The sequence below is a fragment of the Neokomagataea thailandica NBRC 106555 genome (assembly GCF_001598495.1).
In the GTDB taxonomy this organism is placed as follows: Bacteria; Pseudomonadota; Alphaproteobacteria; order Acetobacterales; family Acetobacteraceae; genus Gluconobacter; species Gluconobacter thailandicus_A.
The window spans coordinates 1-18,927 of sequence record NZ_BCZB01000009.1 but is presented as its reverse complement, the minus strand read 5'-3'; the positions used below and the strand labels follow the sequence as shown (position 1 = coordinate 18,927).

Below are 18,927 nucleotides of genomic sequence, written 5' to 3'. Positions count from 1 at the left end.
TGCTGTAAGAGTGGTGGTGTGCGGGCTTTTGGCGGCTAAGGGGCATTGCCGGCTTCATCTTTGCCGGGGACTGATGTGAGCCAATACGGGTCTAAGCCCTGCTTTTAAGTCGGGGGTCTAGAGGTGACCCGTAAGGCCGTTTCGGTGATGTGGCTTGCAGGACGCAGTGGGAAGAAACGGCTAAAAGCATGGCCAATATGACCATGTGTCATGAACGGTGTTCCGTCTAGCTGTGCCCCAATGGTGACGAAACGCGCGCTGTCCATCAGGGGAAGTGTTATGGGCACCCATTGGCGTTGTCCATTGATGAGCATTGGCGCACCCTCTTGAATGGTTGGGCCGTTCGGTTCGGCGCGGCGTTCAGCCAAATGTAACGCTGTGCATGTTTCCCAGCCGGACCCGATCATGAGAATGAACCCCCCTTTGTTCTCCAAAGCCGCGAGGGGTGATTGGTTGCCGAGTGGATCATCTAAGGGTTGATCTTTCAGCAGTTCTTGTGCGTTGGCCCCACGTGCGCAGAGCGATAAAAGGGGGTGTGTGCTACGCTGTGTCTCGGGCCAATGCCGGAAAGTTTCAGCAACGATGCCACACTGATATGTAGGTGTCAGTGCAGGGTCATAAGGCGGTTGAGATGCTCGAATAGTGGGCCACCAGCTTTGAGGGACGGGAGGATTCTCCCAATGTTGAGGGTCACTCAAGCTGGGGGATTGCGCAGGCATCATCAATGTGCCCTCTGGGCCAATGGCGGTGATCAGGGCGCTAATGACGCTGTGCGCTCCGCCACAGACCCAGCCGATACGGCTCAGCCCAGTATGAACCATTATCGTCATACCGGGCCTTACCCCTAAGGCTCGTAGGTCCTCCACGAGCCGCTCCGTTGTAACGGGGCCATGGGTTGAACGCGCTATTGCTGTACTTTCTGTCATAGGAAAAATTTAGCCACGGCCACGATAGCCGGGGACATCTTGTGCGGGTATCCATACGCCTTCAGGGGCCGTGCCTGTTTGCCAGAAAACATCAATGGGGATGCCGCCGCGTGGGTACCAATATGCGCCGATTCTGAGCCATTCGGGATCAAGCAGTTCTACAAGGCGCTCGGCAATGCTGACGGAGCAATCTTCATGGAAGGCACCATGATTGCGGAAGCTGGTGAGATAAAGCTTGAGAGATTTGCTTTCGACGATCCAGTTACGCGGGATATAGTCAATGACAATATGCGCGAAATCTGGCTGGCCCGTGACGGGGCAAAGGGACGTAAACTCAGGTGCGGTAAACCGAATGACGTATTGGCGTCCTTTATGCGGTGCGGGAACACGCTCGAGCACGGCTTCTTCAGGAGAAGACGCAGGAACAACATGTTGCCCGAGCTGACTAAGAGCATCGGTGCCGGGGGCAGATGGGCCGGGGTGAGACATAGATTTTTCCTTCGAGTGTAAACTGCATAAAAGCTGATTTTCTGCGTATGTGAAGCAGCTTTTGGTTTGGCTCAAGCGTTGTCAGATATGAAAAGACGACGACAGCATTTGCAAATTATTGGGATTCGGTGCAGAAGATCGCGAAATTAGATCTTTGCAAGCCTCTTTCTGGAAGACCGTATGGAACTCCGTAATATCGCCATTATCGCACACGTTGATCATGGCAAGACCACGCTGGTCGACCAGCTCCTCAAGCAATCCGGCTCGTTCCGTGACAATCAGCATGTCGCTGATCGTGCGATGGACAGCAACGACTTGGAACGTGAGCGTGGTATTACCATTCTCGCGAAGTGTACGTCTGTTGTTTGGAACGACACGCGTATCAACATCATTGATACGCCGGGCCACGCCGACTTCGGTGGTGAAGTAGAGCGTATTTTGAGCATGGTGGATGGCGCGATCATCCTCGTTGATGCTGCTGAAGGTGCATTGCCACAGACGAAGTTCGTTCTGGGTAAAGCCTTGGCACGCGGCATGCGCCCAATCGTTGTTGTGAACAAGATTGACCGTGGTGATGCTCGTCCGGATGAAGTGCACGAAGAGATCTTTGATCTGTTCGCAGCTCTTGGCGCGGATGAAAAGCAACTCGACTTCCCGATGCTGTATGCATCTGGCCGTCAGGGTTGGGCTGATGAAGAAATCGAAGGCCCACGCAAAGATCTGTCTCCTTTGTTTGACCTCGTTCTGCGTCATGTTCCGACGCCGGGTCTGGACAAGGATGCGCCGTTCGGCATGGTGTCCACCATTCTGGAAAGCGACAACTTCCTTGGTCGTATCCTGACGGGCCGTATCGAGCAGGGCCGTGCGAAGGTGAACATGCCTGTTCGCGTTCTGCGCCGTGATGGCACGATTGTGGAAACGGGCCGCTTGACCAAGCTCCTGTCCTTCCGCGGTCTGGACCGCGTGCCGGTTGAAGAAGCAGAAGCTGGTGACATTGTTGCTGTGGCTGGTCTGTCTGAAGCAACCATCCCAGACACGATTGCTGACCCAACGGTTGAAGCACCGCTGCCGTCAACGCCTGTTGATCCGCCAACCCTGTCTATGACGTTCCGTATTAACGATGGTCCGTTGGGTGGCCGTGAAGGTAAGAAGGTAACGTCTCGCCAGATTCGTGACCGTCTCTTCAAGGAAACCGAAGGTAACGTCGCTATTAAGGTGACGGACAGCCCAGAAAGTGAAGCATTTGAAGTTGCTGGCCGTGGCGAACTTCAGCTTGGCGTTCTGATTGAAACGATGCGTCGTGAAGGCTTCGAACTGACGATTGGCCGTCCGCGCGTGCTGTTCCGTGAAAACCCAGAAACGGGTGAACGTGAAGAGCCGTTTGAAGAAGTTCTGGTTGACGTTGACGAGCCATATTCTGGCGTTGTCGTTGAGAAGATGTCCCTGCGTAAGGGCGTGATGCAGGATATGCGTCCGTCTGGTGGTGGTAAGGTCCGTCTGACGTTCCTGATCCCGTCACGTGGTCTGATTGGCTATCATGGCGAGTTCCTAACGGATACGCGTGGCACGGGTCTGATGAACCGTCTGTTCGATGGTTACCATCCTTATGTTGGCACGATTGAAGGCCGTCGTAACGGTTCCTTGATCTCTGCTGAAGACGGCACCACGACGCAATACGCACTGTTCTCTTTGCAAGACCGCGGTACGCTGTTTGTTGATGCGGGTGAGAAGATTTATCAGGGTATGATCTTGGGTGAGCACTCACGTGAGAACGACCTTGATATTAACGCAGTTCGCGAAAAGAAGCTGACCAACATGCGTGCATCCGGCAAGGATGAAGCGCTGCTTCTGACGCCGCCACGTAAGATGAGCCTTGAGCAAGCAATTGCATACATCGAGGACGATGAACTGGTTGAAGTGACACCGTCTGCGGTTCGTATTCGTAAGCGTTACCTTGATCCGCATGAGCGTAAGCGCGCATCGCGTTCTAAGGAAGCGTAAGAGCGTTTCGCTAAGCGTTTTGAAGAGCCGGCTGATGTTACTCAGCCGGCTTTTTTGTTTTTTTATGGTGTTTTTTAACGGTAACAGAATGTGTCATAATTGTGGCGTATTCACGAATACCTGCCTAATTGACTTGAAATTTCTAAAAGTTAATGCGCGACTATCTGGAAATGGAGTGATAGGCTTCAATCAAGGTCGAGATTTAAGGGGTCGATTTCTTCGATTTCTTTTTTGTTGATCCAGTGATTATTTCTATATGGAGCTTGGTTCCCATGCGTCTGTTCAATGTTTCTCTGATCGCTGCTGCTTCTGCTCTGGCCCTGACGGCTGCTGCTCCTGCATTCGCTGCTGACCCAGCAACGACAGCTCCGGCACCGGCTGCTGCTCCTGCAGCACCAGCAGCTCCTGCTGCAACAGACGCTGCGCCTGCAGCAGCTGACGCAGCGGCACCTGCTGCTGACGATAAGGGTGCTGCTAAGCATCACCATAAGCACAAGCACCATAAGGGCCACAAGAAGGCTGCTTCCAAGTAAAATTGGAAGAACCGTCTGAAGCGTTCTTCTTACGGTGTCTTTGATAAAAAGGGTTGGCTTTGCCAGCCCTTTTTTATTGCGTAGAAGGCGCGTCAGGTACGTCTAGAGTAATAGAAACCGGGCAATGGTCTGAAAGGCCTGTGGGGCTCGTGTCATGCTGGTAGGTTAAGACTCGTAGGCTTTGAGGGACAAGCCATTGGCGCGCAGTGTTACCAAGCAGAATATGATCAATAAAGGATTCACCCTGCCAGCAGGGGCTAGCGAAACCGGCTGTGGTGAGGCTGAGGGGGGCAATCGTATTTATGTGCTGCATGAGTGGATCGCTGGTGGTTAACCTACGATTGAAGTCTCCCAAAACAGCATAGGGCATGCCTTCATCTTGCCGCTCGGCAATCCAGTTTTCTAGAATGGTGAATTGTTGATATAGAGTCGGGCAGGAATGTTGCTTTTGGCTGAGGGGCTGGTCCCAGCAGCCTGTTTTGAGATGTACGACCAATAAGCGCAGTGTTTGAGATCCGGCAGAAAGTGTGACATCAAGCCCGCTGCGAAGATGATGAATCGCTGTTGGCGGGGTATTGTCGAGCTCTTGCAAAGGTGGGTTGACGGAAACAGAGAGCGACTTACGGATGGCGAGCCCTGTTTTTTGAATGATGTTGTCTTGGCTAAAGATGAATTGGTATTTTTGCGGGTCGAAAACACGTGAGGCTGCTTCTACGTTTTCGACTTCTTGGAAAGCAATAATGTCTGCATTGAGGTGATCAGCATAGGCATGAAGCCGTAGGAAATCATTCTGTGTGCGGCTTGGAACGTCTGGTGGAAGAGCCGCGTCTCCGCTCGGCCTGAGAGTAAGCCAGTCTAGATTCCATGTGCTGAGTTTTAAACGGTGTGCGTTTGCAGTCGGGGCAGAGAAAAAAAGTGCTGCCGTGAGGCAGCACTTTGTCCAAAACCGGGTGGAGAGCTTAGGCGCCAAGGTCAGAAAGAACATCCGCTACGGAGCGTGCGGTCCGGGTTTGTTCATCCAAAACGGCGATTTGTCCTTTGGGAATATCGTAGTACCAGCCTTGTAAGGTTATCTCTTTTTGGGCGAGTGCGCGTGCCACAGCAGGGTGAGTACGCAGATGTGCTAGTTGCAATAGTACGTTATTTTCCGTCAGTTCACGGACTTGCGCGGGGCCTGCATCTTCTGCTTTGAGATCCCCAAGGGTTGCGCGCGCGGCTTCACCATTGCGCATCCAACTGCGGACGGTGGGAAGGCCATCGAGCTTGGGGTCATTCAGGTTCATCAACGCACCCATGGCACCACAGTTGGAGTGTCCGCAGATAATGATGTTTTTGACCTTGAGAACAGCCACAGCATATTCGATGGCTGAAGAAACACCGCCAAGCATTTCACCGTAGGCTGGTACGAGGTTACCAACGTTACGGACGATGAACAGCTCACCCGGCTGGGTTTGGGTGATCAGGCTGGGGCTGATTCGGCTATCTGCGCAGGTGATGAACAGCGTAGAAGGTGCTTGGCTGTTTGCGAGGCTTTCAAACAGTTCTGCACTTTCTGGGTAAACATCGTTCTGGAAGGTTTTAACGCCTTCAAGCAGCTTAGAGAGTGTATCGCGACCGCAATCCATGGTGTGTCTCCACCTAATGAGAGGATGGACAAAGAGCGAACCTGAAGGGGGTCAGGTTCTATAAAAGAAAATTTATTTATTCCTCCGGAACGGCACAAGCGGTTTCCGAAGGAACTTACTCTTTGTTGCAATGCCCCGTATTATGATCTTTACCCTTCGAGGGTTTTTCTCAGCATAGCAAACACAGCATCCGAATCAGCATTCGGGCCACCAGCCTGCGCCATATCTGGTCGGCCGCCGCCGCCTTTTCCGCCCATAAGAGCAGAAGCCGCACGCACTAATGTGACGGCGTTAAAGCGCTCGGACAGGTCCTTGGTTACGGCAATAACGATGCTGCCGCGTCCATCTGCCGCAGACATCAGGGCCACAATGCCAGAGCCGATTTGTTTGGTGATGTCTTCAGCTAAGCTCTTCAGCTCTTTGGGGCTGACATCGCCAAGATTGCGTGCGCTGAGAGTGATGCCATTGATGGTTTCGTTAGATTCGGCTGCGCCACCTGTGGCTAAGCGTCGCTGTAAGTCTGAGATTTGGTTATTCAGAGCTTTACGTTCTTCCAACAACGCGGCAACGCGTGAAGCGGCATCGCTAACGGGTACTTTGAGAAGGTCAGCGATATCTTTCAGGCGTGTTTCTGTTTCGAGAGCGAGCTTCTCTGCGGCGAGGCCACATACTGCTTCAATACGACGCACACCGGCTGAAACGCCTGTTTCTGAGATGATACGGAACGTACCGATTTCACCAAGGCGCTGAACATGTGTGCCGCCACACAGTTCGATAGAATAAGCATGACGGGCATCATCGCCTTTGCCCATAGAGACAACGCGGACTTCATCACCGTATTTTTCACCGAAGAGCGCCATGGCACCTTCGGCGACGGCCTGTTCTTGCGTCATAAGGCGGGTTTCAACGGGTGCATTTTCACGAATGCGCTCGTTGACCTCAGCCTCAACAGCAATCAGTTCGTCTTGTGTGAGCGGGCGTGGCTGGCTGATGTCAAAACGCAGTCGTTCAGGCGCGTTTAAGCTGCCTTTTTGTGTGACGTGATTGCCGACCTGACGGCGTAGGGCTTCATGCAGCAAATGTGTTGCAGAGTGATGGCCACGAATGGCCGTACGGCGCGTATGGTCGAGTTCTGCATGGACCGCCATGCCCGGTTTTGCGGTGCCTTCAACGACGCGGCCGTAATGGACGAGAAGATCTCCATTACGTTTTTGCGTATCGGTGATTTCGATGGTGAGACCCGATGCGGTGAGTGTGCCGTGATCCCCAACTTGACCGCCGCTTTCACCATAAAACGGTGTTTGGTTGAGGAGGAATGCAACAGTTTCATCGGACGCAGGTGCCTCCGCGAGTTCATCGGAGCCTTTGTAAATGGCTTGGATTTCGGCATCAGCTTTTTCGGATGTGTAGCCGAGGAATTCGCTCGCGCCGTGCTTATCGCGTGCGTCAAACCAAATGGTTTCTGCGGCGGCATCGCCTGAGCCTGTCCACGCGGCGCGTGCACGTGCGCGTTGCTCGGACATGGCGGCCTCAAAGCCATGCTCGTCAACAGTACGATTTTGCTCACGCAATGCGTCTTGAGTCAGATCCAGTGGGAAGCCGAATGTGTCGTACAAGCGGAAGGCGACGTTACCCGGAAGAGCTTCTTTCTCACCAAGGCGAGATACTTCATCGGAGAGAAGCGTCAGGCCGCGTTCCAGAAGGGCGGTGAAGCGCTCCTCTTCGCCTTTCATAGTTTCAGCGATGAGAGCTTGATGCTGAACAAGTTCAGGGTAGGCGGCGCCCATTTGACGAATGAGAGCGGGGAGGAGGCGGTAGAAAACTGGCTCTTTCGCGCCCATCATGTGTAGGTGGCGCATGGCACGGCGCATGATACGGCGCAGAACATAGCCACGGCCATCTTTGGAGGGCAGAACGCCGTCAGCAATCAGGAAGGCTGTTGAACGCAGGTGATCAGCGACGACGCGGTGGCTGGACTTGAAGGGGCCATCAGGATCTTGGTGTAGCGCATCAGCCGAAGCCTCAATGAGTGCGCGCATTGTATCTGTATCGTAGTTGTCGCGCTTTCCTTGGAGAATCGCGGCAAAGCGTTCCAGGCCCATACCCGTATCGATAGAAGGGCGTGGGAGTGGATTACGAACGCCAGCAGGTTCTTCAAAGAACTGCATGAACACGAGGTTCCAGATTTCGACGAAGCGATCACCATCTTCGTCCGGGCTACCTGGAGGGCCACCGAAGACGCTATCCCCATGGTCAAAGAAAATTTCGGAACATGGACCGCAAGGGCCTGTGTCACCCATACGCCAGAAATTATCCGCTGTGCCGATACGGATGATTTTATCGTCGCTCAGGCCTGCGATTTTACGCCATAGGCCTGCTGCTTCTTCATCGTCAGCGTAGACAGTGGCCAGCAGTTTTTCTTTGGGCAGGTTAAAGCCCTTGGTGAGCAGATTCCACGCAAACTCAATGGCATCAGCCTTGAAGTAGTCACCAAAGCTGAAATTGCCCATCATTTCAAAGAAAGTGTGGTGACGTGCTGTGTACCCGACATTGTCGAGGTCATTATGCTTGCCGCCTGCGCGCACGACTTTTTGTGCTGAGGTTGCACGTTTGTAAGAGCGTGTTTCCTGACCTGTGAACAGGTTCTTGAATGGCACCATGCCCGCATTCGTAAACAGAAGCGTTGGATCGTTCTGCGGCACGAGAGGGGCCGAAGGAACGATGCGGTGGCCATGGGAGGCAAAATACTCAAGGAAAGCTGAGCGGATATCGTTTGTACTGGTCATGAGCGCGCGCAATTCCGAAAAAACGGCAAGAAAATGTCTGTTTCTCCTAGACGATTGTGACGCTCTTGGAAATGCGTACCGTAAAGGAGTGTTTAAGAGAGTTTGGAGGGGGGAGCAGGTTGGTGTGTGTCTTGATCTATTTGGGGGGAGATAGTTTTTGGTGTGGAGCTATGAAAAACGAGGCGTTTTGAGAGATTAAAGTTCGCTATCATGCCGCAGGCCGCGCCGATTGCGAGGGCAATCGCGGGGTGGTGTCGGGTTATTGGCCATACTGCGTACAGACTAAATACCGCGCCACGATTAAATAAAAACCCGATGCTGTTTGCGGCGAGGAAACGCAACCATTGTACGATCAGCGACTGTTGTGCGGAGGTTTCTCGGAATGTCCAAAGGCGGTTGAGTAGCCAGTTTCCGCTTGCGGCAATAAAATAGGCGCAAAGCGTAGCAAGCGTGAGCTTGAGCATGGGGCGTAGGAGCGTGACGCTGGCGCAATCAACGAGAAGGCCAAGGCTCCCGACAGCGCCGAAACGTAGAAATTGCTGACAATAGAGCGGAATACGAATGGAAAACCGAGCCACGAGGCAATCCCATGCAGGAAAAATCTCTGCTGTTTAAGCAGGTTTATGGAAACCCTCGAAGGGTATTCATAAAGGTTTTATATGTGCGGTGCTTAGAAACAGAAAAGGCGCCCCGAAGGACGCCTTAACGTGGAACCGACACCGGAACCGAGGTTCCGGCGCGATACGCGTGGCTTTCGCCCTGAATTACTTCAGGATGATTTCTACGCGACGGTTCTGAGGCTCACGAGTGTTTGGACCCGTTGGAACCAGTGGGTTCTGCTCACCGAAGCCGTGGATGTCGACAGCTGCAGCAGGAACGCCGTCACGTACCAGCTCAGCCTTCACAGCATTTGCACGACGCAGGGACAGGCCCATGTTGTACTTCTGGCCAGCTGCGCCTGGGCGAGCTGCAGAGTTATCGGTGTAGCCGTTAACTTCGATGCGCGTTGTTTGAACGTGCGTAGAAGCTTGAGCTGCCGTAGCAACGATCTCACGAGCGCGGCCCGTCAGGTCAGCCTTATCCCAGTCGAAGAATACCAGGTATGTACGAGCTGGCTGAGGCGCAGGCGGTACAACAACTGGTGCTGGTGGCGGAGGAGGAGGAGCCGTATCGAACGCATAACGCAGGCCCAGGATGAACTGGTGCGAGAAGCGTGGGTCGAAGTTCAGGTTGCCTGTGTGGCGGCCCGTCGTGTTGTACGACGTTGAGCTGAAGGAACCATTTGCGAACTGCTGACCAATGAAACGGTATTCCGTCGTCAGAGCCAGGCCCGGTACGCTTGGGATGTCGTAAGCTGCGCCAACGATACCTTGGTACGCGAAGCTGCTGTTTGTGCCGCCGATGCGGTTAACTGCGCCGTTCGTGTAGGACGTCGTTGTTGGGTTCAGGTGCTGCCACAGGTAACCTGCACCGACACCAACATATGGCGTTACTGGTGAGTTCAGGCCGAACTGAGACAGGTCAATGTCATACAGAACATTGACGAAACCGCCGTAAGACTGGTCAGAACCGGACGTTGAGCCAGGAGCTGCCGTAACGTTACGGTGGTTCAGCTGAGAGTAGTTATATACACCCTCGATTTCGGCGCGCAGGCCGTTACCGAAGCCATAACCTACTGAGCCGAAGCCTGTGAAACCGTCTTTGTGACGGAAAGCGGAATTGGTGCTGCCATTGTAGGTAGAGCCATCAGCTTGCGTCGTTGGTGAGAACGAGCCGTGCTGTGTCTGAACCAGATTGTAGCCGCCGCCGAGATCGACGTATGGGCCGGTGATCGTGCTTGCCATAGCGAGCGACGGTGCCGCCACCATCGATGTCATGGCAAGGAGTGCCGTGCGGAGACGCATGTTTTCGTCCTCTTTCGTGACTTAACGTTCGAGCTGCCAGTCCATCAGTTTCCTGTTTTGGACTAACTGACCCAGCGCGATGCATAAGTGCATATAGAGCCGTAAGTTCCCCTTCACCAAGTGATCTAGGGTAGGTTGGGCGCTATAGGAGCGGAGGCTGTGTGTTTTTGGTCACAGTTTATTCCGACTCTGGCACGATATAATCGCGCTGCACTTTTCGCCTTAGCTGAAGGGGTAAATGAGCGCCATGTTTTATTTTTTTATAATCGGGTCAAAATACTCAGAAAAATCAATGCTTTTTCTTGTCTCGTTACGCAAAAATAAAGGCTTATTATGGTGCGCAGCCGTCTTCTTGCAGGAGTGTTTTGACCTGATCGAGAGAGACATCACAATGTGTAAATGCTTTGCCGACTCCGCGTAACAAAATAAACGCAATTTTGCCGTTTTTCATTTTTTTGTCGCGTAGCATGTTGTTGATTAGCGTCGTGGCAGAAAAATTATTACTCAATGCGCGAATGCTCATGGGCATATTAAGCTGCTGGAGATGGGTATTGAGGCGATTGAGATCACTTGCCTTGGCGTAGCCGAGTCGTACAGAAAGGCGCATGGCTAGGTGCAGGCCGATGGACACAGCTTCACCATGGAGAAGTCGGCCATTATAGCCCATTTCTGCTTCGATAGCGTGGCCAAAGGTGTGGCCTAAATTCAGCAATGCGCGCCCATTTTGGGGAGCGACTTCACGTTCATCATGAGCGACAACCTTGGCTTTAAAAGCGCATGCGCGTTTGACTGCTTCGGCTACAATGTGTGGGTCACCGTCCAAAACGCGTGCGCCATGCGTTTCACACCACGCAAATAGTTCTGGGTCACTGATGAGACCAGCTTTGAGGATTTCCGCATAGCCTGCGACGCGTTCGCGGCGCGGTAGTGTTGCGAGGACAGAGCTATCGGCCAGAACGGAAATAGGCTGATGAAATGCGCCGATAAGATTCTTGCCGGAAGGAGAGTTGATACCTGTTTTCCCTCCTACGGAACTATCGACTTGTGACAGAAGGGTTGTGGGGATTTGTACAAAAGGGAGGCCGCGGAGCGCTGTCGCGGCAATAAAACCGGCCAAATCGCCCACGACGCCGCCGCCAAAGGCAATGATGGTGGTGTGACGTTCGATGCCGAGGGCGAGTACGCGGGTTATGAGGTCACTATAATGTGAGAGGGATTTGCTCCCTTCTCCTTGGGGAACGCGGAGTGTGTCAAAGCGAATCTCTGTTTCGGCTAGTGCAGCCTCGAGTCGTGAAAGGTGCAGTGTTGCAACATGCTCATCTGTAATAATGACAGCGCGCTTTTGTGGCAGAAGCGGTGCTAACCAACGTCCTGCACGTTCGATTAAGTCTTTGCCGATCAACACATCATAAGCGTGGTTTTGAAGTGCGACGTGTACTTTCTCTGGTGGCTGCCATGTTGTGAGAGCTGCATGCAGTTTTTCGACGCCTTGTTCCACCGTTTCATCTCCACAATCTACAATAAGGTCCGCTTCTGCATAAACGGGATGTCGTTGTTCAGCTAAATTGCTGAGAATTTCATGTGGGTTGCCCGTTGCAAGAAGTGGGCGACCGTGGCGGCCATGCACGCGCTTCAAGAGAACGGGGATAGGCGCGCGTAACCATACGGAGAGACCGCGTTGGCGGATTCGGCTGCGCGTTTCCTTGTTCATCCATGCTCCGCCGCCTGTGGCTAAAACGCAGGGTGCACCATCAAGGAGGCGTGTAATGACGCGTCGTTCGCCATTGCGAAAAAAAGCTTCGCCATGGCGTTCAAAAATTTCTGTGATGCTACAGCCTGCGGCACGTTCAATCTCGGCATCAGCATCGACAAAGCGACGGCCGAGAAGCTGAGCGAGGCGGCGGCCAATGGTCGTTTTCCCAACACCCATCATGCCGATCAAAACGATGGTGCGTTGTGGAATGCGGTGCATCGTGGAAGCAGGTAGCGTCAATGAGGCGGGATGAAGGTAAGAAGACGATGATGACATGGTGCGTTGCATAGCATAGGAAGGGCAAGTCGTCCCCTCTGTACTGCTGAGAGTACTCTAAATATGCCCGGTTTTGACCGTTCGTCCCGCCTGCCGTTGATTGCGGGCATTGCTTTCTTGGCTGTGGTTATCATCGGTGGTGGTGGTTTCTTACGCCTAGGGTTTGATCAGAGTGCACCGGCACAGAGCACTGTGCATAAAATTCTGCCAGTTTCAGCATTTGTAGTGAAAGAATCGGGGACGCCTTTGCCGTCTTTGGCGCCTGTTCCGTCGGTCAGTGGTGTGCCTATGGTTGCTGTGCCTGCACCTATGAGCGCGAATTCGGTGAATGCTGCTCCTGCTATGGGGCCATCAACACCGTTGCCGACTTTGCCAGCGCCGAAAGCATTACCGGGCCAAGGTGCTGTCGCCCATTAAGTGATGCAGCGCTGCGGTGTCTGATGATCGGTACATAGACGCGTTTTTGGAAATGCTGGCCTCAGAGCGTGGTGCGGCAAAATTGACGCGCGTGGCCTATGCGGCGGATTTGGCCGATGCCGCAGGGTTTGTTGCTCCAACGCGGTTGGAGAAGGCGACAGCGTCAGACATTGCAGCATATTTGGCGTCTTTATCGAAGCAAAAGCTGTCTGCCCGGACTTCGGCGCGCCGGTTATCGTGTCTGCGGCAGTATTATCGTTTCTTAATGCTTGAATCCGTGCGGGAAGATGACCCGACGGCGCGGCACATTGCTCCTAAAGTGTCAGCGACTTTGCCAAGGCCATTGGCTGAAGACGAGATTCGACGGCTTTTAGAGCACGGTACGGTTGGTCATGATGATGAACGTCGTGATCTGGTTTCGCGCGCGGCTTTAGAACTTTTATACACGACGGGGCTTCGTATTTCGGAGCTTTTGGCGTTGCCTGCCACCTGTGTGCAGGCGAAAGGGCCGATGTTGTTGGTGCGTGGTAAGGGGGGGCGTGAGCGCCTCGTACCGTTATCGCAAGCGGCGCGTGATGCTGCGGATGCACTGGTGCATTATGATAGAGGTTTGGGAAGTCTTTATTTGTTTCCGGGGCGGAATCCAGTGAAGCCTTTGACACGGCAGGGTTTTGATAAAATTTTGTACGCTTGTGCCGTGAAGGCAGAGATTGATCCAGAGCGGGTCAGTCCGCATGTTTTGCGGCACTCTTTTGCGAGTCATCTTTTGGCACGCGGTGCGGATTTACGTGCGTTACAGATGCTTTTGGGGCATGCAGATATCGCGACGACTCAAATTTACACGCAAGTGATGGCAGAACGCTTGCGTCAATTGGTCTCGGCCCATCATCCGTTAGCGGCTGTAACATCGTAAGACGCTTTGGGGCTGTTTTCTGGTGCGTCTCCGTGCTATCGGGCAAGCTATGCGCCAATTCCTAGATTTCGAGAAATCGGTTGCCGAGCTGGAGACCAAAATTGACGAGCTTCGTCAAATGGGCAGCGAAGAGCCGAATGCAGGTGCCAGCAATGCTGGCGGTATCGACATTGCGGACGAGATTGCTCGTCTGTCTGACAAGGCAGAGAAGCAACTTCGGACGACGTATAGCAAGCTGACGCCACTGCAAAAAGTGCAGGTGGCTCGGCATGCGCAACGTCCGAAAACGCTGGACTATGTTCGCTTGTTGACCACAGATTTCACGCCGCTTGCGGGTGACCGGGCTTTCGCAAATGACGAGGCCATGATTGGTGGTCTTGCGCGTTTTCGTGGTCAGCCAGTGGTTGTGGTTGGTACGGAGCGTGGGCACGATACGGAAACGCGCTTGAAGCACAATTTCGGCATGGCTCGTCCGGAAGGGTACCGTAAAGCACAACGTTTGGTGGAGATGGCAGGGCGTTTTGGCCTGCCGATTCTCAGCTTTATTGATACGGCAGGGGCATGGCCCGGTATTGATGCGGAAGAACGCGGCCAGGCTCAAGCCATCGCCCGCTCTATTGATGTGTGTTTGCAAGCGCCTGTGCCGTTGATTGCGGTTGTCATCGGTGAAGGTGGCTCTGGTGGTGCAATTGCTATTGGCGCGGGCGATCGCGTTATGATGCTTGAACATTCGATTTATTCTGTAATTTCGCCGGAAGCAGCCGCGTCGATTCTATGGCGTGACCCGAAGCTGGCCCCAGCCGCGGCGGAAGCGTTGAAGTTGACCGCGCAGGATCTGAAAAAACTGGGTCTGATTGATCGTATCGTGACGGAGCCAGTAGGCGGTGCGCAGCGTGCGCCGGAAGATGCTGTACAGGCCGTCGGTGATGCGATTGCTGAAGAACTGGAAGAGCTTACAGCATTGAACAGTGCGGCTTTGCTTCAAAAGCGGCGTGATAAGTTCTTAGCGATGACGCGTGGTGCGTTGAATTAATTACGTGGTTTGTGGCGTTGGAGGCGGCCTTATAGAAGCCGCCTCTGTGCCGCTGCTTACTGTGTTTTGGTACGCAGTATGCGCTTTATGATGGGCACAAAATGCCTTTCATCTTTTTATTGTGGTGAAAAAAGAAACAGCCTTACAGATTGGCAGTGATTGTTATGGTCGGTTAAGGTTCGCCGGCGAGCGGGGTTTGTCCCTGCGTGATGATTAGGTCATGCAGTATTCTTGCTGCGTCTTGGACCTGCTCTGCATGATACCCTTTGACGATAAGTGCGACGCCTTTCCCGTTTTCAGGGTGTTCATAGGGATATGAGCCGATATCCAGTTGCGGAAAATTTTCTTGAATTGTGGTGAGGTTTGCAGCGAAGTCGCCTTCGCGTAGGCCGTATGCGTGCCATCCTGTCATGCTGAGGGCTGTGCCTTGTGGTAGGGTAGGAATCAGCGCTGCAATTGTAGCTGTGAAAATCTTGGGTACGCCCGCGAGGACGTGTACGTTTTCGATAATAAAGCCGGGAGCGATCGCGACAGGATCAGCGATAGGAATGGCCCCTTCGGGAAGATAGGCCATACGCTGGCGAGCGGCATTAAAACGTTCTGTCCCGAAATACTCTTCAAGTGCCGTGAAGCTTTCTTGGTGCTTTACGAGTGAGACGTTAAACGATTTTGCGATGCAGGAAGCTGTAATATCATCATGTGTTGGCCCGATGCCGCCGCTGGTGAAAATAAAATCAAAATTCTTCCGGCATGCTGTGACGGTTGTTACAATATGCTCTTCGATATCAGGGATAATCCGCACTTCTAATAGGCGAATACCATGCTGGTTAAGGGCAAGTGCTAACGTGCGTGTATTGGCATCTTGTGTGCGTCCAGAAAGAATTTCGTTACCGATAATCAGAAGGCAGGCTGTTTTTGGTGACGGGATATTTTGAAGCATGGTCTGATGCCTGTTAGGGTGCATTGAGAGTGTGTACTCTTCTACTCTATTCCATTCTTTGGACAGGATTGCCATGACCACGTTGAAGCATCACGACCCAATTTGTGTTTACGATATCCGTGCGACTCTGGCTGAAGGCCCTGTTTGGAGCGCTGCTGAAAATGCTTTGTATTTTGTTGATATTGTAGAAGAAAAAGTACACCGTTTTGTGCCTGCTACGGGTGAGCGTACGGTGTGGAGTGCGCCCGATCGGATTGGGTTTTTGTTGCCGGTCGAAGGTGGCACGTTCTTAGCGGGCTTGCGTGATGGTTTGCACCGTTTTGACCCGAAAACAGGTGGATTTTCGGTTGATACCGTGGTGGAGCCAGAGCATCCGGGTAATCGTTTGAATGATGGCTGTGTGGATGCGAAGGGCCGCATTTGGTTTGGCACCATGGATAACGGTGAAACGCATCCGACGGGTTCGATTTATCGCGTTTTGCGTGGTGAGAAAGGCCTAGAAGTGACACATCATGATGAGGGTTACACGGTCTCGAACGGTCCGACCGTCTCACCATGCGGTAAAGTTTTGTATGTGTGTGATAGCCCTGAGCAGCGTATTTATGCTTTCGATGTGGATGAAGCCGGTGAATTGTCGAATGAGCGCGTTTTTGCCACGTTGACGGAGGGTTATCCGGACGGGATCGTGACGGATAGCGAAGGGACCGTTTGGTCTGGTGTGTGGGGCGGCAGCAAGATTCTACGCTTCCGGCCAGATGGTACGCAGCTTAAGCCAATTGCTATGCCAGTTTCGAACGTCACGAAAATTACGTTTGGTGGTGATGACCTGCGGACTGTGTACGTGACGACAGCGCGCAAGGGCCTATCCGAAGATGCATTGGCGCGTGAGGAGCAGGCGGGTTCAATTTATGCGTTCCGCACGGATGTGCCGGGTTTGGCGCAGCGTCAGTTCGCTCTGTAAGTGTAGTGGGGTGAGTATATCACCCCAATAATTCCCGCAGCAGTGGGATTAAAGGGACGTCAGGGTCTGGCATGGGGTAGGTGTGCAGATCTTTTGCATCGACCCATGCTAGTTCTTGGCCTTCTTTGCCGCAGGGCTGTCCACGCCAGCGTCGTACGACATAGAGCGGCATGAGTAAGTGCCGGGCGCCAACATCTGCGCTGACAAAGGTGAAGGGAGAGAGGCAGGCCCCTTTGAGGTCTATGCCGAGTTCTTCTTCCATTTCTCGAATGAGAGCGCGTTCTGGCGATTCGTCCGTTTCTACTTTCCCGCCGGGGAACTCCCATAAACCTGCGAGGGGTTTGCCCTCGGGGCGGCGTGCGAGCAAAATTTGTTCATCTTGGTTGATGAGGGCGGCGGCTACGACGAGTAAGGTGCGGGTTTTGGCGGGTGGAGGCGGTGTTGGCACCGGTGGTACTGGGCTGGCCGGGACGTCACTCTGTGCCGTATCAGCGGGCAAAGGTGCTTCTGGCATTGGCATAATGGTTTCGGTGCGTTCAAAAAGGGTGATGGGACATTCTTGCCCGCGTGAGACGAAGCGACGTGTGGATTGACCAACTTCTTGGAAGCCATTTTTACGCAAAACGGCAGCCGATGCCGGGTTATCCACGCTGACATCGGCTGTCATGCGTTTGAGTTTGAGGACAGTGAAAGCCCATTCGGTGACGCGCTGCGTAGCGCGTGTGGTGATACCCTGTCCCCATAAAGTGGGACCAATCCAGTAGCCTAACGTTGCACTGTGTTGAGGCTTCGTGATGGTTACTCCGACTACGCCCAGAAGAGTGCCTGCTCGTGTAACGGCGAAATGATAAGCTGTACCACTTTGACTATCGGCAATGACGCTGGCGATCCATTGATCTGCAAGGTCACGCGGATAAGGAAAAGGAAGGCGGCTGAGCATGCGTACCACGCTCCAGTCATTGATCAAGCGGTGTACGGCCGGAGCATCCTGTAATGAAAGCGGGCGTAAGATGAGATCGTCGATCAGGAGTTCCGGTGTCATGTGTCTCGTAGCATCAGGAGGAGTGAGCAGAGGCTGAGGAAGCGATGCAGTTACCTTATCCCGTTAGGATAACAGGCAAATCTTTCATTCTGAAAGTTTTATATGCTGTATAGTGTGTGTTATAATGGCAACGTGAGACTTTAAAACAACAATCAGTGCATGTCATTGAAATGTCATTCGTTTTAATGACGGGTTTCGCCTCAAATTAGGAACCGTAAAAGGGGCCACCCTCTTTTGGTTCGAAGCCTTGATAGTGCAGGGCAACTTTACTTGGAAATATGTGATCAGGAGCCCGGAAAAAACGTGCGATTGAAACTGTGTCTTTTGTCTTCCGTTGCGTTGTTGACGATGCCGTGTGTGGCTTCTGCTGCGGTGAAGCAGAATGCTGCTCATAAAACGGGTCATCAAGCCGCCCCTGTTCATGCGCCTCAGTCCGTTAATACGGCAGAAAAAGCACATACAGTGGTGCGTCATGCGCATGCATTGAATGCAACGAGTGAAGAAAGTGTTTCAGTCGTCGGGCGGACACGTACAGGGCAGGATGCTGAGCAATCTGTTTCTAAGGCTGTGATGCGCCAATTTGTGCCGGGGACGAGTCCATACCGAATGTTGAGCCGTGATGCGGGTGTAAATTTCACCTCCACGGATCCATTCGGCATCGATAGTTTTGGTGCGAATCTTTATGTGCGCGGCTTTTTCATGAACCAAATGGGTGTGACGGTTGATGGCGTTCCATTGAACGATCAGACCTATCAGTCGGTGAATGGATTGAGCCTCGCTTCGGCTATTATCCCAGACGATATGCAGTCTTTGCGTATGTCTCAGGGGGCAGGGTCTGTTGAGTTGCCGTCAACGAATACGCTGGGTGGCACGATTCAGGTGACATCGAGTGACCCGAGTGATCGGCGCGGTGGAAAGATTAGCCAGTCTTTCGGGAGCTATGATTCGTATCGCACCTATGTCCGGTTGGATGCGGGTAAGCTGAACTCGAGCGGCACTAAGTTCTTCACGTCCTATGCGCGTACGGATGAAGGTATGTGGATGGGCGGTGGTAAAGACCAGTTTATGCAGCAGGTTGATGCTAAGCTGGTGCAGCCGATCGGTACGCAAAGCCGTATGTCTGCGTTTTTTAACTGGTCGGGTCTGACGCAGTGGAATTACCCGGACACATCGGTTGGTATTTTGCAGCAAGATGGCTGGCGGACGCCCAACCTGTATCCGAATTATGCTCTGGCAAAAAGCGCCGCCGTTTTCCCGTGGATAACCTCAAGATAACGCTCCATCGGCGTAGAGAGGTCATTCTGCACCACCATTTGCAGAACTTCGCC

16 protein-coding genes and 2 pseudogenes are annotated in these 18,927 nt (G+C 53.1%); 7 read left to right on the top strand and 11 right to left on the bottom strand.

The window, feature by feature from the left end:
- Window positions 1-104: 104 nt before the first annotated feature.
- Both NTH01S_RS04220 and queF read right to left on the bottom strand, forming a co-directional pair.
- Window positions 105-926, bottom strand: a complete 822-nt coding sequence (locus NTH01S_RS04220) for an aminoglycoside N(3)-acetyltransferase (protein WP_068169931.1) — start codon at window positions 924-926, stop codon at window positions 105-107.
- Window positions 927-935: 9 nt separating this feature from the next.
- Window positions 936-1,415, bottom strand: coding sequence for a preQ(1) synthase (gene queF / locus NTH01S_RS04215; RefSeq protein WP_068169928.1), 480 nt, complete (start codon window positions 1,413-1,415; stop codon window positions 936-938).
- A 180-nt stretch (window positions 1,416-1,595) separates the two neighbouring features.
- Here queF and typA point away from each other — a divergent pair, with 180 nt between their 5' ends.
- The gene (gene typA / locus NTH01S_RS04210) at window positions 1,596-3,416 is read left to right on the top strand and encodes a translational GTPase TypA (RefSeq protein WP_068169924.1); all 1,821 of its coding nucleotides are present in this window, start codon (window positions 1,596-1,598) and stop codon (window positions 3,414-3,416) included.
- 272 nt (window positions 3,417-3,688) lie between these two features.
- Window positions 3,689-3,949: a hypothetical protein gene (locus tag NTH01S_RS04205; RefSeq protein WP_068169921.1), complete on the top strand. Its 261-nt coding sequence runs from the start codon at window positions 3,689-3,691 to the stop codon at window positions 3,947-3,949.
- A 73-nt stretch (window positions 3,950-4,022) separates the two neighbouring features.
- On the opposite strand, the gene NTH01S_RS04200 is transcribed toward NTH01S_RS04205, so the two are convergent.
- The 6 genes from NTH01S_RS04200 to aroB form a co-directional block, all read right to left on the bottom strand.
- On the bottom strand, window positions 4,023-4,934 hold the full coding sequence (locus NTH01S_RS04200; RefSeq protein ID WP_068169919.1) for an endonuclease/exonuclease/phosphatase family protein: 912 nt from the start codon (window positions 4,932-4,934) through the stop codon (window positions 4,023-4,025).
- Entirely contained in the window at window positions 4,909-5,574 is a 666-nt protein-coding gene (locus NTH01S_RS04195) for a carbonic anhydrase (protein ID WP_068169914.1), read from the bottom strand. Before NTH01S_RS04195 ends, NTH01S_RS04200 begins: the two co-directional genes overlap by 26 nt.
- A gap of 149 nt (window positions 5,575-5,723) precedes the next feature.
- Window positions 5,724-8,360: an alanine--tRNA ligase gene (gene alaS, locus NTH01S_RS04190; RefSeq protein WP_068170123.1), complete on the bottom strand. Its 2,637-nt coding sequence runs from the start codon at window positions 8,358-8,360 to the stop codon at window positions 5,724-5,726.
- 92 nt (window positions 8,361-8,452) lie between these two features.
- Window positions 8,453-8,938, bottom strand: coding sequence for a GtrA family protein (locus tag NTH01S_RS04185; RefSeq protein ID WP_068169911.1), 486 nt, complete (start codon window positions 8,936-8,938; stop codon window positions 8,453-8,455).
- 186 nt (window positions 8,939-9,124) lie between these two features.
- On the bottom strand, window positions 9,125-10,264 hold the full coding sequence (locus tag NTH01S_RS04180; RefSeq protein WP_068169906.1) for an OmpA family protein: 1,140 nt from the start codon (window positions 10,262-10,264) through the stop codon (window positions 9,125-9,127).
- A gap of 331 nt (window positions 10,265-10,595) precedes the next feature.
- Window positions 10,596-12,293 (bottom strand): 3-dehydroquinate synthase, encoded by a 1,698-nt coding sequence (gene aroB, locus NTH01S_RS04175; protein WP_370664298.1) that lies wholly within the window; start codon window positions 12,291-12,293, stop codon window positions 10,596-10,598.
- Window positions 12,294-12,356: 63 nt separating this feature from the next.
- Here aroB and NTH01S_RS04170 point away from each other — a divergent pair, with 63 nt between their 5' ends.
- Genes NTH01S_RS04170 through NTH01S_RS04160 form a run of 3 tightly spaced genes read left to right on the top strand, consistent with a single transcriptional unit; the run spans window position 12,357 to window position 14,656 of the window.
- The gene (locus tag NTH01S_RS04170; protein WP_068169899.1) at window positions 12,357-12,710 is read left to right on the top strand and encodes a hypothetical protein; all 354 of its coding nucleotides are present in this window, start codon (window positions 12,357-12,359) and stop codon (window positions 12,708-12,710) included.
- Between the two features lie 16 nt (window positions 12,711-12,726).
- Window positions 12,727-13,623: a tyrosine recombinase gene (locus NTH01S_RS04165; protein WP_084366962.1), complete on the top strand. Its 897-nt coding sequence runs from the start codon at window positions 12,727-12,729 to the stop codon at window positions 13,621-13,623.
- Window positions 13,624-13,672: 49 nt separating this feature from the next.
- Window positions 13,673-14,656, top strand: coding sequence for an acetyl-CoA carboxylase carboxyltransferase subunit alpha (locus tag NTH01S_RS04160; protein WP_068170120.1), 984 nt, complete (start codon window positions 13,673-13,675; stop codon window positions 14,654-14,656).
- A 172-nt stretch (window positions 14,657-14,828) separates the two neighbouring features.
- Here the strand turns inward: NTH01S_RS04160 and NTH01S_RS04155 are convergent, their stop codons facing one another.
- Window positions 14,829-15,596, bottom strand: a complete 768-nt coding sequence (locus tag NTH01S_RS04155) for a competence/damage-inducible protein A (RefSeq protein ID WP_068169894.1) — start codon at window positions 15,594-15,596, stop codon at window positions 14,829-14,831.
- Window positions 15,597-15,669: 73 nt separating this feature from the next.
- Here NTH01S_RS04155 and NTH01S_RS04150 point away from each other — a divergent pair, with 73 nt between their 5' ends.
- Complete coding sequence (locus tag NTH01S_RS04150) at window positions 15,670-16,557, top strand: SMP-30/gluconolactonase/LRE family protein (RefSeq protein WP_068169891.1); 888 nt, start codon at window positions 15,670-15,672, stop codon at window positions 16,555-16,557.
- Between the two features lie 19 nt (window positions 16,558-16,576).
- On the opposite strand, the gene NTH01S_RS04145 is transcribed toward NTH01S_RS04150, so the two are convergent.
- A complete protein-coding gene (locus NTH01S_RS04145; RefSeq protein WP_068169889.1) occupies window positions 16,577-17,599 on the bottom strand; it encodes a bifunctional GNAT family N-acetyltransferase/(deoxy)nucleoside triphosphate pyrophosphohydrolase in 1,023 nt (340 codons plus the stop codon).
- A 348-nt stretch (window positions 17,600-17,947) separates the two neighbouring features.
- On the opposite strand from NTH01S_RS04145, the pseudogene NTH01S_RS04140 reads away from it, so the two are divergent.
- Window positions 17,948-18,835, top strand: a pseudogene (locus NTH01S_RS04140) (TonB-dependent receptor plug domain-containing protein); the annotation flags it as partial.
- On the opposite strand, the pseudogene NTH01S_RS12050 reads toward NTH01S_RS04140, so the two are convergent.
- A pseudogene (locus NTH01S_RS12050) lies at window positions 18,826-18,927 on the bottom strand (polyprenyl synthetase family protein); the annotation flags it as partial. The pseudogenes NTH01S_RS04140 and NTH01S_RS12050 sit on opposite strands and share 10 nt — an antisense overlap.

What these genes read in the sequence shown, in the direction of transcription:
- NTH01S_RS04170 (WP_068169899.1), top strand. Translation starts at nt 12,357, where the DNA reads ATGCCCGGTTTTGACCGTTCGTCCCGCCTGCCGTTGATTGCGGGCATT.
- NTH01S_RS04195 (WP_068169914.1), bottom strand. Translation starts at nt 5,574, where the DNA reads ATGGATTGCGGTCGCGATACACTCTCTAAGCTGCTTGAAGGCGTTAAA.
- NTH01S_RS04200 (WP_068169919.1), bottom strand. Translation starts at nt 4,934, where the DNA reads ATGTTCTTTCTGACCTTGGCGCCTAAGCTCTCCACCCGGTTTTGGACA.
- NTH01S_RS04150 (WP_068169891.1), top strand. Translation starts at nt 15,670, where the DNA reads ATGACCACGTTGAAGCATCACGACCCAATTTGTGTTTACGATATCCGT.
- aroB (WP_370664298.1), bottom strand. Translation starts at nt 12,293, where the DNA reads ATGTCATCATCGTCTTCTTACCTTCATCCCGCCTCATTGACGCTACCT.
- NTH01S_RS04145 (WP_068169889.1), bottom strand. Translation starts at nt 17,599, where the DNA reads ATGACACCGGAACTCCTGATCGACGATCTCATCTTACGCCCGCTTTCA.
- queF (WP_068169928.1), bottom strand. Translation starts at nt 1,415, where the DNA reads ATGTCTCACCCCGGCCCATCTGCCCCCGGCACCGATGCTCTTAGTCAG.
- typA (WP_068169924.1), top strand. Translation starts at nt 1,596, where the DNA reads ATGGAACTCCGTAATATCGCCATTATCGCACACGTTGATCATGGCAAG.
- alaS (WP_068170123.1), bottom strand. Translation starts at nt 8,360, where the DNA reads ATGACCAGTACAAACGATATCCGCTCAGCTTTCCTTGAGTATTTTGCC.
- NTH01S_RS04180 (WP_068169906.1), bottom strand. Translation starts at nt 10,264, where the DNA reads ATGCGTCTCCGCACGGCACTCCTTGCCATGACATCGATGGTGGCGGCA.
- NTH01S_RS04155 (WP_068169894.1), bottom strand. Translation starts at nt 15,596, where the DNA reads ATGCTTCAAAATATCCCGTCACCAAAAACAGCCTGCCTTCTGATTATC.
- NTH01S_RS04205 (WP_068169921.1), top strand. Translation starts at nt 3,689, where the DNA reads ATGCGTCTGTTCAATGTTTCTCTGATCGCTGCTGCTTCTGCTCTGGCC.
- NTH01S_RS04220 (WP_068169931.1), bottom strand. Translation starts at nt 926, where the DNA reads ATGACAGAAAGTACAGCAATAGCGCGTTCAACCCATGGCCCCGTTACA.
- NTH01S_RS04160 (WP_068170120.1), top strand. Translation starts at nt 13,673, where the DNA reads ATGCGCCAATTCCTAGATTTCGAGAAATCGGTTGCCGAGCTGGAGACC.